The sequence below is a fragment of the Spirulina subsalsa FACHB-351 genome, assembly GCF_026130165.1.
Classification (GTDB): domain Bacteria; phylum Cyanobacteriota; class Cyanobacteriia; order Cyanobacteriales; family Spirulinaceae; genus Spirulina_A; species Spirulina_A subsalsa_A.
The window spans coordinates 23,955-40,341 of the sequence record NZ_JAIHOM010000042.1; the positions used below are offsets into that span (position 1 = coordinate 23,955).

The 16,387-nt window shown below is 46.7% G+C and carries 14 protein-coding genes and 1 pseudogene; 8 read left to right on the forward strand and 7 right to left on the reverse strand.

From position 1 onward, the window contains the following. A partial coding sequence (locus K4A83_RS10340) for an Rpn family recombination-promoting nuclease/putative transposase (RefSeq protein WP_265264445.1) occupies positions 1-420 on the forward strand: 420 nt, incomplete at its 5' end. A gap of 214 nt (positions 421-634) precedes the next feature. Here the strand turns inward: K4A83_RS10340 and K4A83_RS10345 are convergent. From K4A83_RS10345 to pgl, 6 genes are all read right to left on the reverse strand, one after another. Continuing rightward, on the reverse strand, positions 635-4,243 hold the full coding sequence (locus K4A83_RS10345) for a PAS domain S-box protein (RefSeq protein WP_265264446.1): 3,609 nt from the start codon (positions 4,241-4,243) through the stop codon (positions 635-637). Positions 4,244-4,724: 481 nt separating this feature from the next. Beyond that, positions 4,725-5,291, reverse strand: coding sequence for a hypothetical protein (locus K4A83_RS10350; protein WP_265264447.1), 567 nt, complete (start codon positions 5,289-5,291; stop codon positions 4,725-4,727). Positions 5,292-5,432: 141 nt separating this feature from the next. Further along, complete coding sequence (locus K4A83_RS10355; RefSeq protein WP_265264448.1) at positions 5,433-5,912, reverse strand: hypothetical protein; 480 nt, start codon at positions 5,910-5,912, stop codon at positions 5,433-5,435. Positions 5,913-6,004: 92 nt separating this feature from the next. Then, positions 6,005-6,775, reverse strand: coding sequence for a CBS domain-containing protein (locus K4A83_RS10360; RefSeq protein WP_265264449.1), 771 nt, complete (start codon positions 6,773-6,775; stop codon positions 6,005-6,007). Positions 6,776-6,904: 129 nt separating this feature from the next. Then, entirely contained in the window at positions 6,905-7,576 is a 672-nt protein-coding gene (locus K4A83_RS10365; protein ID WP_265264450.1) for an FHA domain-containing protein, read from the reverse strand. Positions 7,577-7,582: 6 nt separating this feature from the next. Next, positions 7,583-8,326, reverse strand: coding sequence for a 6-phosphogluconolactonase (pgl, locus tag K4A83_RS10370; protein ID WP_265264451.1), 744 nt, complete (start codon positions 8,324-8,326; stop codon positions 7,583-7,585). A gap of 330 nt (positions 8,327-8,656) precedes the next feature. On the opposite strand from pgl, the gene hpsJ-B reads away from it, so the two are divergent. The 4 genes from hpsJ-B (at position 8,657) to nusB (ending at position 12,171) form a co-directional block, all read left to right on the forward strand. Then, complete coding sequence (hpsJ-B, locus tag K4A83_RS10375; RefSeq protein ID WP_265264452.1) at positions 8,657-9,427, forward strand: hormogonium polysaccharide biosynthesis protein HpsJ; 771 nt, start codon at positions 8,657-8,659, stop codon at positions 9,425-9,427. A gap of 94 nt (positions 9,428-9,521) precedes the next feature. Beyond that, positions 9,522-10,406, forward strand: coding sequence for a glycosyltransferase family 2 protein (locus K4A83_RS10380; RefSeq protein ID WP_265264453.1), 885 nt, complete (start codon positions 9,522-9,524; stop codon positions 10,404-10,406). 319 nt (positions 10,407-10,725) lie between these two features. Beyond that, positions 10,726-11,499, forward strand: a complete 774-nt coding sequence (locus K4A83_RS10385) for a DUF502 domain-containing protein (protein ID WP_265264454.1) — start codon at positions 10,726-10,728, stop codon at positions 11,497-11,499. Positions 11,500-11,532: 33 nt separating this feature from the next. Next, positions 11,533-12,171, forward strand: a complete 639-nt coding sequence (nusB, locus tag K4A83_RS10390; RefSeq protein ID WP_265264455.1) for a transcription antitermination factor NusB — start codon at positions 11,533-11,535, stop codon at positions 12,169-12,171. Positions 12,172-12,188: 17 nt separating this feature from the next. Here nusB and K4A83_RS10395 read toward each other — a convergent pair whose 3' ends face one another. Beyond that, the gene (locus K4A83_RS10395; protein ID WP_265264456.1) at positions 12,189-12,887 is read right to left on the reverse strand and encodes a TIGR04283 family arsenosugar biosynthesis glycosyltransferase; all 699 of its coding nucleotides are present in this window, start codon (positions 12,885-12,887) and stop codon (positions 12,189-12,191) included. Positions 12,888-13,079: 192 nt separating this feature from the next. Between K4A83_RS10395 and K4A83_RS10400 the strand changes: the two genes are divergently transcribed. The 3 genes and pseudogenes from K4A83_RS10400 to K4A83_RS10410 all read left to right on the forward strand — a co-directional run. Then, a complete protein-coding gene (locus K4A83_RS10400; protein ID WP_265264457.1) occupies positions 13,080-15,152 on the forward strand; it encodes an O-linked N-acetylglucosamine transferase, SPINDLY family protein in 2,073 nt (690 codons plus the stop codon). A gap of 68 nt (positions 15,153-15,220) precedes the next feature. Next, entirely contained in the window at positions 15,221-16,027 is an 807-nt protein-coding gene (locus K4A83_RS10405) for a biotin--[acetyl-CoA-carboxylase] ligase (protein ID WP_265264458.1), read from the forward strand. Between the two features lie 24 nt (positions 16,028-16,051). Next, a pseudogene (locus K4A83_RS10410) lies at positions 16,052-16,387 on the forward strand (hypothetical protein); the annotation flags it as partial.

Genomic DNA, 16,387 nt, shown 5'->3' on the forward strand with positions numbered 1-16,387 from the left:
GTCTATCTTGACGAGTTAGAAGGAGTAGAAGAACAGCTAGGAGTGAGTATAATTCAATTAGTCGTGGAAGAAGAGAGCCAAGCCATGGAACTGGCTCAAAAGCTGATTCAACAAGCTCAAGAGGTATTACCCACAAGCACCATTCAACGAGATATTATTGACTTAATTGAAACAATTGTTGTTTACAAATTACCCCAACTGAGTCGAGAGGAAATAGCGCAAATGTTAGGATTAACCGATTTAAAACAAACTCGTTTTTATCAAGAAGCCTTTGAAGAAGGTCGCCAAGAAGGGCTAGAACAGGGCTTACAGCAAGCTCAAAGAAACCTAGTTCAACGTCTTCTGAGTCGTGGTCAGAGTCCAGCAGAAATTGCTGAGTTACTAGACTTACCCCTAGAAAGAGTTCAGGAACTTCTCTAGGGTTTTTAACCCAAAGGTCAAGTGGGGTGCTAGGTCAGAAGGGCGTTCAGTGTTGAGTTTCCTCAAACAAGCTTTGATGGTCACGACTTCTCCTGAGCGAGTCTCTATGCCTTCCCTCATCCTTGGCACTCCTACCTGAATCCTTCAGATTGATTAACAAGTCTGAGGTCTGACCCGCCCTAGGGGAGTTTTTAGGAAGCCCAAGGGACTGACTCTAACTCTCCCTTTGATGGACAGGAATAGTAATAATAAACTCAGCCCCTTGTCCCACTTCTGAAACACATTCTAAACTCCCACGATGGCGTTCTGTCACAATTTGATAACTAATAGACATCCCCAAACCTGTTCCTTTGCCTATGCTTTTAGTGGTAAAAAATGGGTCAAAAATTCGGGATTTCACCGATTCAGGAATCCCTAATCCATTATCCTTAATCCGAATCTGCACCTCCCGAGAACCTAGGAGTTGAGTGGTAATAGTAATCACACTAGGTTGAGCGTGAATCTGTTCATAGGTGCGGTTTTTATCGCGTTCCTCTAAGGAATCTAAGGCATTAACTAAAATATTCATAAACACCTGATTTAACTGCCCAGCATAACATTGAATTTGGGGCAGTTCCCCATAATTACGATGAACCATAATAGCTGGTGATTCGGGTTTTGCTTTAAGACGATTTTGCAGAATTAATAAGGTACTATCTAACCCTTCATGAATATTTACATCCTTACATTCTGCCTCATCTAAACGGGAAAAAGTACGCAAAGAAGCGACAATCGAACGAATCCGTTTCGCCCCTACTTGGATAGAATTCAGCGTTTTAGGAAGGTCTTCTAGTAAGAAATCAATATCCAATTCTTCTAGAATATCCTGTACTTCCGGCGTAGGTTCAGGATAGGATTCTTGATAGGTTTTGACAATTTCTTGTAAATCTGTGGCGTAGGTTTTGATATGCTCTAAGTTGCCATAAATAAAATTAACTGGATTGTTAATTTCATGGGCAATCCCTGCTACTAACTGCCCCAAACTGGACATTTTTTCACTTTGAATCAGTCGAGTTTGTGTTTGTTGCAGTTCTTGCAATGCTTTCTCTAATTCTTGGGCTTTGTGTTTAATGTCTCGTTCGGCTCGTTTGCGCTCGGTAATATCTGTTAATGTGCCAACATAACCTGTAATACCTCCCCCTTCTCCTAGAATTGGCTTAGCTTGATAAATGACCCAACGCACTTTACGGTTTACATCTTGAATACGGCATTCTGCTTGAAAAGAATGGTCAAGCCAACTATGACTATTCCAGGCTTGGAGCAACTTCTCTCGATCGGATTTCGCAATAGCTTGAGTCCAAGCTTGATCTAAGGATTGTTCTAAATTTAATCCGGTTAATTTGGACCACCGATCATTAACATATAAGCAGTTATAATTTACATCGGTATAAATTACACCAATGGGGGCGGCATCGGCTAAAACTTGATAACGCTGCTCACTTTCTCGCAGTTGTTGGGCGGCTAATTTTTGCTCGGTAATATCCCGTGCAATGCCATCCATGCGCAAAATTTCCCCTGTTTCATCCCGCACTAAGTAGGAGCGTTGTAACAGGTGACGCTCTTCACCATCGGGTCGTAAAATGCGATATTCCATTTCGTTAAACCCTTGATTAAAGAGTCTTTCTGAACCACTGATGACCTGGGGTTGATCTTCAGGATGAACCACTTCAAACCACAGATTAGAGTTCTCATAAAAGTCTGACGCTGGACGACCATAGATTTGTTCAGCCACTGGATTAATATACAGCAACTGATAGGTTTTATGGCAAGCTGACCAGACAATATCTTGTAGGGAAGCCAGAATACTATTTAAGCGTTGTTCGCTCTCTCTAAGCAGGTCTTCGGCTTGTTTCCGTTCGGTGATATCTTCGGTAATGGCTAATAAATATTGGGGGTTGCCCTCACAATCTAAAACGGCAGTTTTTCGACTGTGGAGAATGCGGGTTTCTCCATCACCGCGTAAAATGGCTTCTTCGGGAATATCTAACACTTGCCCACTGTTGAGAACTTCTCGGTCTTTTTGGGTGAAAAAGTCGGCTTGTTCACGGGTAAAGAAATCATAATCATTTTTGCCAATGACTTCTTCAGCTTTGTGACCCAAGAGTGCTGTGGCGGCGTTATTCCACAGCACAAAACGCAGGTTTTCGGCTTCCTTGGCAATGACTCCGACGGGTAAGGCTTCTAAAACGGAGGTGAGGAAGTTTTGCACTTCTTGAATGCGGGCTTTGGCTTTTTTTTCTTCGGAAATGTCACGGGTGGCACTGGCTAAACAAATGGGTTCCCCGGTGTCGGGATTTTTGACTAAGAAGAGGTTGAAGTCTACGGGGATGGCGGAATCATCTGCCCAGTTGCGCAGATAAAATTCCCCGCGCCAATTGCCTTGTTTTAAGACGGTGGGGAGAATTTCTTGTTGGAGAAAGTCGTGCTGTTCGGAGGGGATAAAGTCCAGCATACTGTAGGGGGTGATGTCTTCGGGCTGGAATTTAACCATTTGCCGCCCGGTGGGGTTTAAATAGGCTGCACTGCCGTCTAAGTTGGCAACGCCGAGGAAGTCGGTGCTGTTGCGGACTACGGCGGCTAGGGTTTGGCGTTCTTTTTCGGCGGCAAGGCGATCGCTCACATCCCAAGCTAAAGACACAATCCCAGTCACCCTGCCTGTTTCATCCACTAATGGGGAGTTATACCAATCACAGGTAATCCGTCGCCCATCTTTGGTTATATTTTCATTGTTGCTATAAGTCCCCCCCGTTTGTTCGAGAAGTGCTTTGATAATGGCTTGAATATTCGGCTGGAATTCTGCGGGAATAAGTCGATCTAGCATGGGGAAACCAATGACCTCTTGGGCCGAATAGCCAAAAATTCCCTCGGCGGTTTTGTTCCAACTCACGACGTTTCCCTCTAAATCCCATTCAATCACAGCGAGAGGGTTTTGTTCAACTAATAACGAATAACGTTTTTCTGTCTTCTCTAAAGCGGTGATTTGTTCCTCTATCCGAAGTTCTAACTGTTTCCGAGCATTAATGTTTGTAAAATAAGAAAATAGTTCATCTCCCACTGGATAAGCCCGCACTTCAAACCAAGTGTCAAAGGGAGGATAATATTCCTCAAAGGTTACAGGCACGCGGTGTTCTACGGCGTAATGATAGTTCGTATAAAATGGAGAATCAATGGCATCAGAATAGATGTCCCAAATATTTTGACCTAAGAGTTCGGCTTGAGTTTTCCCGAATAATTTCTCACCCATAGGGTTTAGTTGGGTAAAATGCCATTGTTTATCAAGGGCTAAAAAGCCATCACTCGAACCCGCTAAAATCGTCTCCATCCGCTTAAAAGCGGCTTGTAATGCCATTTGATCTCGCTTAGATTGGGTAATATCTAAAATCCAACCATCCCATACAATTGATCCATCCCTTTGTTTTTCCGGTCGAGACGCAGCCTTCACCCATTTTTCCTCCCCTGTGGGCAAAATCATCCGTCCTTCCCACTCCCAAACCGTTAGGGTTTGTGCAGAATAGCCTACAGTCTGCTCAAAACGACTCTGATCCTCGGGATGGGTTAAGTTAATCATCACGGAGGCATCTTGTTCAATTTGTTGGGGAGAAATCCCTAATAACGCTTCGATTCCGGCTGAGATATAAGGGAAGCTGTAAGTTCCTTCGGGGGTAAGTTTAAATTGATACAATATGCCTAGAACATTATCGGCTAAGGCTCTTAAACGCTCGGGATTGTCGAGTAAGCGGTTTTCTGTAAGCTGAGAATTACTGGGCTGGAAGAAAGACGGCATAATCAATTCGGTTAATGGGTCAAGTTACTGTTAAAAAAATGGATAAAATGTTCCAATCACTAAAACTTAGAACGGGCTATAAAACTGAATAATGGCTCGCTAAATATATTAATTACAATGAAGTATCATTAGGTGATGCTGGGCGGCTGATGGGGGTGGAACAGGTCTTATCCATGGTTTCTTATTTTCTATTGTGATTAAACTTTTTTCCCAGAACTCTAAAGTTTTTATAAAGAACGCCTCGGTCTACTCTGAGTTTCACTAAGAGGGGACGGATCTTGAACTCAGGAGATAGGGAAATTAAGGATTTTGGCCATCCTAGTCAACTATTATGTCGTTGCTTTGTGAAAAACCTGTGACTTATGATCATCGCCTAGGGCTTGGGTCGAAAGGATGTCAAGGAAAAACCCGGTTGATCTAACCATTTCCGTCTAAATCAGAAATCGTTGGATCAACCGGGTTTGTTCAACTTGGGTCTAAATTACCATAAACCCGGGGGGGTTCTGGGATTCATGCGGGGGGGTGGCTCAACGCCTAATTGTCGCCAGAGGGGATCGGTTCGATCGGGTAAGTCTGACAAGTATTCAGTCCCGTAGAGAACTCCATATTTGACGGGATTCCCACAGTCGGGGTTGACGTTGTTCACACAGGCAAAGTGACCGCGCTCCCGCATTTCGTCGGTTAAAGTGTAACGACGGGTGGGGGGGCGATGGGTGGCGAGGTTGATCGCTTCCACGTTATGACCACATTCGGCTCTGGGATTGTTGACACAGATAAATCCGGTTCGTACTATGTCCCAACAACTCAGGTTATATCCCCAGTTGGGATCAAAGGGACGAGGGCCACCGGGATTAAAGGCCGGGGGACATTCGATTTCTTTCCAGTCGGCCTCAACTTGAGCGATTTCGAGGGGTGGGGTTGGGGTTTGGGCGATCGCAGGACTGGCCAAAAACCCGGCGCTGCCATTGAGCAAACCGAAACCCGCCAATCCAACTCCGGCAACTAGGGAGCGAACTGAACGGGTTTTAAGGGTTGAAAGTTGATTCATAAATTGTCCTTTTTGCATTTCAGCCTAGATAGTTGGTAAACCTTATCTCACGTCCAGAGTAAGGAGTATAAAGACCTTAACTCTGGACGGAGAATGAGGTGGCTTCGATTGCACCCCGGACAGGTTAGTTAGCGGGTAAGATTACCACAAACCCGGAACGGGAGCCACCGGGGGGGGAGGAGGAGCGACAGGAGGCAGGGTTGTATCACGAGGGGGAGCTTGACCGATTTCTTGCCAGTATCTGTCTACAATCCCTTCAATATCTTGGGGGTATTCCGTGCCGTAGGTATAACCAAAGTGGGCGGGATTACCACAAGCGGGGTTGGGGTTGTTTTTACAAATGTGGCTACCGGGACGGCGAGTCATGCCCCAGCAAGCTAAGTTATAGCCGCGAATCGGCTCGATTTCTTCTTTTTCGCCGAAGAAGGGAGTGGTTTCGCGCAGACTGGGAATATAGGCGGGAGGACATTCCGTGTTGGTGTACATCCAAACGGGATGATCTAATCCGTCTTCGTTATAACTTTGCGCGAAAGCGGCGGGAGCCGCGATGCCTAAGCCGATACCGACGAGGCCGGCTAAACCTAGGGCTTTGAGGGTAAATTGATTGAATGATGCCAACATCTTATCCTTTGTGTGTTTCAGCCTTGAATTTGGGATGTTTAATCCTGTCACAAACATCAGTATAGGTCAAGATTCTCAGGAGGCAACTAGCTTTAACTTATCTTTGGTTGGAAATTGTTTAGTTTTGCTAGTTGCTCTTGGGGGATGGGATGGGGAAAACGACGAGTTTTCAGCAGTTTGCTTAGGAGTTTTTTCGGGATTTTCCGGTGGATTTTTTGGGCGATCGCCTCTCGCAGATCCTGACGGTTAATAATCCCTAGGACTACTCCCCCTTCGGAGAGGACAATAACGCGCTCTAGGGTGGACTCTAAGAAGCACTCAAGAATCTCTAGGACGGGGGTTTGTTCTGAGACAAGGGTTAACTCTCCAAAGGGACGAAGGACTTCCTTCACCTGATGACTAGCCCACATCTCGTGCTTAATTTGGGGCAGATCCTCAATTAGGATCATGCCGTGATACTGACCCCGGGAGGCGGCAAAAAAAGGTCGAGAGGTGAAGGGATCGTTCACCACATAAACATCCACGAATTCTTGAATACTTAATTCAGCATTAATCACCCGAAATTGACGACTCATAATATCTAGGGCAACCATGGTCTGAATGGTGTGTTGCAGATGCTGCCAGTGCTGATAGCGTCGGATGCTGTACCACAATAGCCCACCCCCGACTAAACCCACCAGTAAATTCCCTGACCCGGCTACCCAGCCGGAGAGTCCGGAAATGCCTAGACTCGGTAAGATGCTGATGGGACTCGGTAGAAACAGCCCGACCGCGAAAGTGCTGGAGATTGGGCTGAAATCTTCTCCCTCTCGACTTTGGGGCGGGCGGGCTTCTTCTCCTGCTGAACTTAACATTCCCTTCATAACCCTGTAATCCTAGTGAAAATATGCCTACAGACCATTTAATAATATCTCCCTAATTTGGCGGAGTTGGCGGATTTGGAAAATAAATTTATGGGGTCTGGATTGAGATGAGGGTCAGAAGAATCAACGTCAAGAGGACAGTTGGAAAATAAAGGTGACTTTATCTTCTTTGCCGAGGGCAATGCGATCGCCTGCACGTAAACGATGACGGTTGCCTTGCACTAGAGGATTGTGATTGACATAGGTTCCGTTAGAACTGCCCACATCTTCCAGATAATATATACCGCCCTCCACCCGAATATCCGCATGAACCCGGGAAACAATGGCCGAGTCAGGGAATCCTGACACATCGATATCCGGGGGAACAGGGCCGCCGGGTTTGCCTAGATGGATGATGGACAAGTTCTGGGGGAGTTCTAGGACGGTGTTAGTTTGAACATGGAGCAGACTGGCCGTTTCTACTTGGAGTTGGGTGCTAGATGTGGCCGTTGGGGGAGGAGTGGGATGGGGGGCTGTTGCTTCCGAGACTTCCGTGGCGGGTTCTTCGGGGATGGTGGGAAAGGGCACCTCGGGCAGGTCTGGGGTGGGGTCTAGGTCGGGAAAATCCGGTTGAACTGTTGCCCCTCCGGGATCTCCGTTGCCCTGTAAACTAAAACCGCACTGGCCGCAAAAACTGGCATCGGTTTGTACGGTAGCGCCACATTGAGGACAACTGGTGGTGAGGGGGAGAGGGGTGTAACAGGCCTCACATTGGGTTGCCCCTTCGGGGTTTTGGTGATTGCAGTTCGGACAAACAATCATAAGCTTTTATTCTATGACAAGGTTATTGAAGGACTTTAAAACAGTTCCGGCTGCTTCATCGAGTAACCACCAGAGTTCTCCTTGAGGTTGGATGAAACGACTGGGATAAGCCACCGGATCGGCTGTTTCGGCAAACACTTGTTGCAGTGCGGGCTGTTTATTCGCGCCGGCCACCATGAAGATAACACAGCGCCCTTGATTGATCAGGGGAATGGTAAAGGTCAGTCGTGGCTGACCTGATTTTTCCCCGACGGTAATGAGGCGATCGCACACTTCTAAGGCGGCGGTCTGCGGAAACAGAGAAGCCGTATGTCCATCATCTCCCATTCCCAACAAAATTAGGTCAAAAACCGGAAATTCTCCCGCCGATACCCCGAAAAATTCCCGTAATTCTGCTTCATAACGGCTGGCATCCTTTTGGGGATCTTGAGCGCTCGTCGGCATCCCGTGAATATTGGCGGCTGGAAAATCCACCGCATCTAACCAAGCTTCCCGCGCCATCCCCTCGTTACTATCCGGGTGGGTGGGGGGAACATAGCGCTCATCTCCCCAAAAAATATGGAGTTTTTCCCAGGGGAGATCCTGCTGGGCGAGGGCTTCGTAAAGAGGCTTGGGGGTACTACCTCCCGCCAACACAAGGCTACATTGTCCCCGTTGGGCGATCGCCTGTTTAATCTGCTCCAACACCAACCCTAACGCCCCCCCCACCAAGGCCACTTTATCCTGATACACTTTGATCTGTCTACTCATCCTAAAAATATCCCTCCTTGAATCTAGCTTTTTCTAGGTTATACCCCTTACTCCTCATTCCCAAAACCCCAGTCAATAAATCCTTGACAAAAATCATTGATTGTGCATAGAAAAATCTCTAGAAAAACCCAACAAATCGTTACACTTGTAGGCTGACCCTTGAGAGTTAGGTTAAGATAGGCACATCAAGGATTGGACTCCTGTGTTATGACCCTCTTGCTGCTCCATCATTGCTCTTTGTAACCCGATAAGATCGGTGATTCGTTCGACCCTAGAATATAGAGAGTTTGTCCAAAATTCAGAGTTTGTCCAAAATTAACTTAAAGGCTCATGAATAATTCTGCCCTTTCCTCCTTGACAGCCTTGGCCCTGAAAACCATTGCTGTCATTCTCATTGTCTCTTCACTGATTGATTATATTTTGCTCGCCTATCCCCTCAATCTAACCGATACAGGATGGCAGATTGGGTTTACCAGTCAGATTGTCGATCGGGGTATTGTTCCCATGGTGGGGATTGGTTTATTAGTCATTGGTTCTTGGATTAGTAGCGCTGTAGACGGACAAGGGAATCAAATTTCCTTGCTCAGTCTTAGATTTTGGGCGTTTTTGTTTGCCAGTGTGATGGGGTTAATCTTCTTGCTGTTGATTCCTCTCCACATCAGTAATCTAGGTCAGGCGCAAGCCCAAGCACTCAGTCAAATTACTGAAAGTGCAACCGCCGCCGAAGGTCAAATTCAAAGTCAATTTGAGCAAATCACTCAACTGCTCCAAGACGAACAACGGATTCAAGAATTGGATCAAGCGATCGCCAGTGGACAAGTCCAAGGGCAACAACTCGAACAATTGCAAACCATCCGTAGTCAAATTCAAGAATTGCGCCAAAATCCTGAAGCACTAACGGCTCAGAGAGAAAGCGCCGAAACTCAACTGCGGGCGCGTCGTGAAGAAGCCGAAAAACAAGCCAAACAAAACGCCATCAAATCTGGTCTTAGAATCGGCTTAAGTAGTGTTCTCTTAGCTATTGGCTATATTGTCATTGGCTGGACAGGCTTTAGAAGTCTCCTCGTCGGTGCAGGAGGAGGCATGGGAGGCAAACGCTAATCACCCTGTTGAGTTAATCCCTTGATTTCACAGGTTTCTATCCAGGTCATTTGGCTTCCGGCGGTATCCTTCATCCTAAACGTTTCAGTCCGCAATGTTCTCTGTTTATATCTTGACCTACAACGAAGAAATTGAGATCGCCGAATGTATCGAGTCGGTGATCTCTCTTTCTGACGAGGTGATTGTTGTAGACTCATTCAGCAGCGATCGCACCATCGAAATTGCCCAAAAATATCCCGTTCAAATCGTACAACACGCTTTTGAGAGCCACGGCAAACAGCGCACTTGGATGTTGCGAGAAGTCCCCACGCGGCACGAATGGGTCTACATCCTCGAAGCAGACGAACGGATGACCCCCCAACTCTTTGCAGAGTGTCTACAAGCCATTCAATCCGAAGAATACATCGGCTACTATGTCGCCGAACGGGTTTTATTTATGAATGCTTGGATTCGTCACTGTACCCAGTATCCCCGTTATCAGATGCGTCTGTTTCGGAAAGATAAAGTCTGGTTTACCGACTACGGTCATACTGAACGAGAAGTCTGTGACGGACCCACGGGATTCATCAAAGAAACCTATCCCCACTACACCAGTGGCAAAGGATTCAGCCGTTGGCTAGAGAAACATAATCGTTACTCCACCAACGAAGCCAAAGAAACCATCCATCAACTACAACAAGGTACCGTCAACTGGAAACACCTCTTCTGGGGGCGTTCAGAAGTCGAAAGACGACGCGCCCTCAAAGACCTCTCCGTGCGTCTTCCCTTTCGCCCCTTTGTGCGGTTTCTGTATATGTACTTCCTCCTCGGTGGGATTTGGGACGGCAAGCCGGGCTTTACTTGGTGTGTTCTCCAAGCCTTTTATGAATACCTCATTGTCCTCAAAGTCTGGGAAATGCAGAATCCCATTGAACGGGAAATTCCCCTGCACTCCCTCCCCATCTCCTCCCTACCGACTTCAAAATCCGTGAAGAGTTAAGAGTCAATTATTATTGATTAACGATTCACTGTTTCCCCCCCCCCGTGAACGGCGAGGGCTTCTTGTTTAAGGGGAGAGTATCTACTTCCCCCCCCGTGAACGGCGAGGGGTTCTTGTTTAAGGGGAGAGTATCTAACGTGAAGTTCTCCCCCGCTAACCCTTCGGGTATAACGGGCTACCCCTGCTGACTTTAGATTGGCGGGAGAGATTGATCCCGCCAAGTTGGATGAAAGGTCTAGTCTTGCTAGACTGTAAGGAAACGGTAATCAATCCTGAGCGATCAAACAGATTAGAGCAGCAAAAGGAGAGTGGGTATTCTGTGTTCCAACGATTAAAGCAAGACTTAAAGAATGACCTCATTGCAGGCCTGCTAGTGGTCATTCCCCTAGCCACCACCATCTGGTTAACCATTACTATCGCTCGTTGGGTAGTAAGTTTTCTAACGGAAATTCCCAAACAACTCAACCCCTTTCAAGGTCTTCATCCCCTACTGGCCAGTAGTTTAAACCTCGTAGTTGGACTGGCGGTGCCCTTGGGCTGTATCTTGCTCATTGGGTTAATGGCTCGCAATATTGCCGGGCGTTGGCTACTGGACTTTGGAGAACGGATTTTACAAGCCATTCCCCTAGCAGGTTCGGTTTACAAAACCCTGCAACAAATCCTAGAAACCCTCTTTCGGGATTCTAAAAGTAAATTCCGCCGTGTCGTGATGGTGGAATATCCTCGTCAAGGGGTTTGGAGTATTGGTTTCGTTACCGGAACCGTCAGCAATGCTCTACAATCCCATCTCTCACAACCGATGTTAAGTATCTTCATCCCCACCACCCCTAACCCTACTTCGGGGTGGTATGCCATTGTCCCGGAAACCGATGTGATTAACTTAAGCGTTTCCATTGAGGAGGCCTTTAAAGTTTTAATTTCTGGCGGCATTGTTAGCCCCAATGTGCCTCCTCTTGCGCCCAATTCTATTCCCCTCTCTCTGGAAAAATCTCAAAAATCCCGCGAGAAGGTTCCGGTTGAAGCCAGTCGCCCCGACCTGAGCGAAGAGTCCCGAAAAGTGTTAACCTTAGAAACTCTGGAAAACGAGAATTAACCCTCAAGCCCAATAAAACGGTCTTTACGAACAATGCCTGTCCGCCAACAACCGCGACGAATTGCCCGGGAACTCGCTCTGTTAGGGTTAAGCCAAGTCAGTGGCAACCCCGAAAAACTCACTCAACAACGGTTGAGCGATTTGGTGTTAGCTGCGATTCGCACTCTGACAGCCGAAGTGCGGGAGGTTTTGGAAACAGCCGCCGCCGAAGCTACCCGAGGGAGCGATCGCCTTTTAACCAGCGAAACCCGAGCAGTCGATGTCAAAAGTGCCAAAGCTATGGTTGAGGAAGCCCTAGAACTCACCCAAACAGCCATCAATCGTCTCGGTTATGTGGTGGACTTACCTGAAGTCATTCACCTCGCCAATAAACAAGAAGTGCGGGAATACGCCATTGAATTAATCGGCACCGTCAAGCGTCGTCAAGCAGAGATTGATCAAGTGCTTAACGACTCTCTTGTAGATTGGCAAGTGAACCGTTTACCTCAAGTGGATCAACAAATTTTGGAAATTGCCGTCGCTGAAATTCTCTATTTGGAAGTGCCGGAGCGCATTGCCATTAACGAAGCGGTGGAAATTGCTAAACGCTATTCCGATGAAGAAGGTGCAAGGTTTATTAATGGAGCATTACGGCGGGTGATTAATCGGAAAATAGGGAAAATTAATGATTAAGAATTGATGATTATTCCCTATTCCCGATTCCCCCTATACCAACGCGCTAAACGGTGAGGAGATACCCCCAGAAAATAGCCCATGACTACCCCTTGATTAATCCAAGTGGTTTTGAGAATGCCTAATTTTTCCCAACGACGGGCAGAGGTGATCACTGGGAAGGGGATAATCTGGATAGTACCCCGCTTTCTGAGTTGACGTACTAACTCAAAATCCTCCATGATGGGCAACGGGGGAAACCCTCCCAACTCTTGAAAGGTAGTAGCCTTGAGGAAAATGGCTTGATCCCCATAGGGCAAAGAACACCAGCGCGATCGCACTTTAACCAGTTTTTCGACCCAACGTAATAACGGACTCTCCCCATCAATCCCTAAATCAAACGCCCCAGCAATAACTGGGGGGTGCAATACCCCCTCAATTAGGCTCTGATATTGCTCTGGGAGGCGCGTGTCGGCGTGGAGAAACAGCAAAACCTCTCCCAAGGCATGAGCCGCCCCCACATTCATTTGAGCCGCCTTTCCGGGGGGAGAAGAGAGAACCGTCGCCCCCTCCCTTCGGGCAAGGGAAACGGTTTCATCCTCACTCCCCCCATCGACTACAATAATTTCTGGGGGGTTATGAGAATCTGCATGGGAGATTAGGGTTTTGAGGGTTTGGGCGATGGTAGGCGCTTCATTAAAAACGGGAATAATAATAGAAATTTTCGATTTTTTCATGGCCTATCCTGTTTTCAACAATTCTAGCGACGCATGGGGAAGTGATGAATTCTCCCTAGGATATGGGTTCAAGTTTCTAAAATATTACAACTCAAATAGGATAGCTATAACCAGAAATTTAATCCTAAATTCTAGAATTGCCTCCCATTATTCCTAGTTGTAAATTACGGATTTATTATCTCAATTAATACCATGTCACCCTTGAGCGAAATTAATCTCTTAACAGCTTTAGACTGGACCCAAGATGAAAGCACTCTAACCGCAGAATTACAAGCCATAATTGAGGTTATTTCCTCCCATCACCATCGTTATCCTATCACCCTTTGGATTGATAGCACTCACCACAGATCGGAGGAAATTCACTTACTTCTCTCGGGGGTAGTTCTAAATCTCTTAATGAGGGAAGATTTAGATGTTTCTCCTCATGTAGAAATTGCCCTATTGGAATCCATTTTACTTTCGGAAAATCCAGCCATCACTGATAAAATTCAGCTATGTTTACAAGGTTCAGGTTCTGACTATCATCCCCTATTTTTTAACCATCCGACTTTAACCGTAGCTGACCTAGAAACGATTCCCACTGAGGAAATTTTTCTAGTCGCTGGAGATCGGTTGTTTCGACAAGGAAATTGGCAAGGAGCTAGTGAACAATATCAACAGTATTTAAAAAATAATATTGGCTCAGAAACTCTCTACTGGAACTTGGCGGAATGTTATCGATGTTTAGAGCAACTTGACGCTTTAACTGCCACCATTGAACAGGGAATAAATTATTATCCAGAAGCAGGACATCTTTATTTTTTACTTATTACTGATCTACGGAGAAGGGGCAAAGTTGAACAAGCCCTGCCTTGGGTAGAAAAAGCTACAGAAAAGCTTCCCTGTGATTACACCTTTCAACTATTAAAGCATTTAATAGTTCCCGCTCTTTACCATACCACTGAGGAGATTGAATTCTACCGAGAACGCTTTAGTAAAGGGCTAGATAACTTGATGAAACAGACTCAACTCAATAGTCCAGAAGATCGCAACATTGCCTTAAGAGGGATTTGTTCACTGACTAACTTTTATTTGAGTTTTCAGGGCAAAAATGATCGGGATTTACAGATCAAATATGGTCAGTTAGTACAAAAAATTGTTAACGCTAACTTTCCCCAGTGGAGCTATCCTTTAACTATGCCTACTCTAGCAGCAGGGGAAAAAATTAGAGTGGGCTATGCTTCCGCTTATTTACATTCCTATAGCGGCACATTATGGCTGATTGGTTGGTTGAAACAACAGGATCGTTCTCGCTTTGAAGTTTACTGTTACTATACCAGTAATACTCCTGATGAGGTGACGGAACAATTTAAACAGTATAGTGATTATTTTTATCAAATTCCGAAGGATTTAGAGACGGTTTGTCAACAGATTCGACAAGATAATTTACATATTCTAGTTTTCCCAGAATTAGGTATGGATGCCCCGACTTTTGCCATGGCAGGTTTGCGACTTGCTCCGGTGCAATGTACGGCTTGGGGGCATCCTGTGACAACAGGTTTACCGACGGTGGATTACTTTTTGTCCAGTGAATTAATGGAAGGGGAAGGGGCAGAAGAGCATTATTCTGAGCAGTTAGTGCGCTTACCGAATATTGGGGTTGCTTATCCAAAACCGACGATTCCCCCGTTAATTAAAAAGCGGTCAGATTATCAGCTTGCGGACGAACGAACCCTTTATTTATGTTGTCAATCTCCGGTGAAATATTTGCCCCAGTATGATTATATGTTGCCAGCTATTGCGGCACAAGTTCCCCATGCTCAGTTCTTGTTTTTGCGAGGGACATTATTAAAACCTCGCTTAAAAGTGGCTTTTGCAGAGATGGGTTTAGATTACCGGGAATATTGTGTGTTTCGCCGGATTCCTGAGCGGTTAGATTACTTGATGATTAATCTACTCTCGGATGTGTATTTAGACACCTTAAGCTGGTCAGGGGGGAATACGAGTTTAGAGGCCATTGCTTGTCATTTACCTGTGGTGACTTGTCCGGGGGAATTTATGCGCGGCCGTCATACGGATAGTTTTTTAAAAATGATTGGGGTCGGGGAAACAATTGCCCAAGATGAGGCAGAATATATTGAAATCGCGGTAAAATTGGGGCGGAATGAGCGATGGCGGGAAGAGGTGCGGGCTAAGATGGGGAAATGTTGCGATCGCCTTTATGAAGATCCCCAATGTGTCCAAGGTCTTGAAACCTTTTATCAGCAAGTGGTTCACCCCTCCTGAATTCGGTGTATTTTCTGCGTTTTGTCATGGTTCTGACCCCTTGGGAACCGAAAAAAATCTAAACCATTGTGCTGAATCCAGATTTAATCCGGCAAGAAATTGAAGCTCTGTCTTGGTCTTTTGGGGCCCCTACTATGGCCATTCATAGCTTTGAGAGTCTCCCGTCAACCAATGATCAGCTGTGGGAATTGCTGAGTGCAGGGGAACAAATTCCGGTGATGGCGATCGCACAACAACAAACGGCCGGACGAGGACAATGGGGCCGACAGTGGCAATCTTCCCCCGGTGGCCTTTATCTCTCCTTGGGATTGACCATCACCCCAGACCAACTTTCCCCCCTCCTCACCTTTGCCAGCGCTTGGGGCATCGCCACCACCCTCCAACAGGCAGAGATTCCCGTCCAGTTGAAATGGCCCAATGATTTAATCCTCCAAGGTCGCAAACTGGGGGGGATTAAACTAGAAACTCGGAGTTCTTGCCCTCATATAGTGATTGGAGTGGGCATCAATTGGCAAAATCAGCCCCCCTTCCCCGGTATTTCTCTAGAGACATTTTTTCAACGGCAAGGAAAACGTTATATTAGTCATTTGGAACAACTAGCCGCCTTGACCACCTCTGGGATTTTAACGGGCTACGACTTCTATGCTCATCAAGGGTGCGATCGCCTTCTCCAAGCCTACGAAGGTTTACTGATTCACTTAAACCAAGAAGTAAAGATCAACGGGAGTCTTGGAACCATCCTAGGCGTAAACCAGCAAGGAGAACTACGCATCCGTTTAAAATCCCCCGGAGCCAGCAGTGAAATCCGTTGCCCACTCGGTACAATCAGTTTGGGCTACGATCTGCCCAACCTAAACCCATCCCAATTGCCTTGAATGTCTTGTGTTGTGAGGAAAATCATGAACCCCAATCGTAAATCCGCCTTCAATCCCTATCAATTCCTCTTGCGTCATTCCCTCTTCACGCGGGGTGCCAGTGTCCTCGGAGGCTTAACCCTCCTGAGTAGTGGTTTTGTGGCAGCCCAAACCGACACCTTTGTAGATGCCATCCCCCTATCTCCCCCATCAGCCCCCGCCCAATCTACCCCAAACATTCCCAAACCCCAGAAAACCGCCCCGAGTCCCGCCCCTCAAGTAAACAAACCGGCTCCGGCACCTGTGGCTCGTCCTAATCCCGCCCCTCGTCCCAATCCCGCTCCCGCCCCCGTTGCCCAGCCAAAACCCGCCCCCAATCCC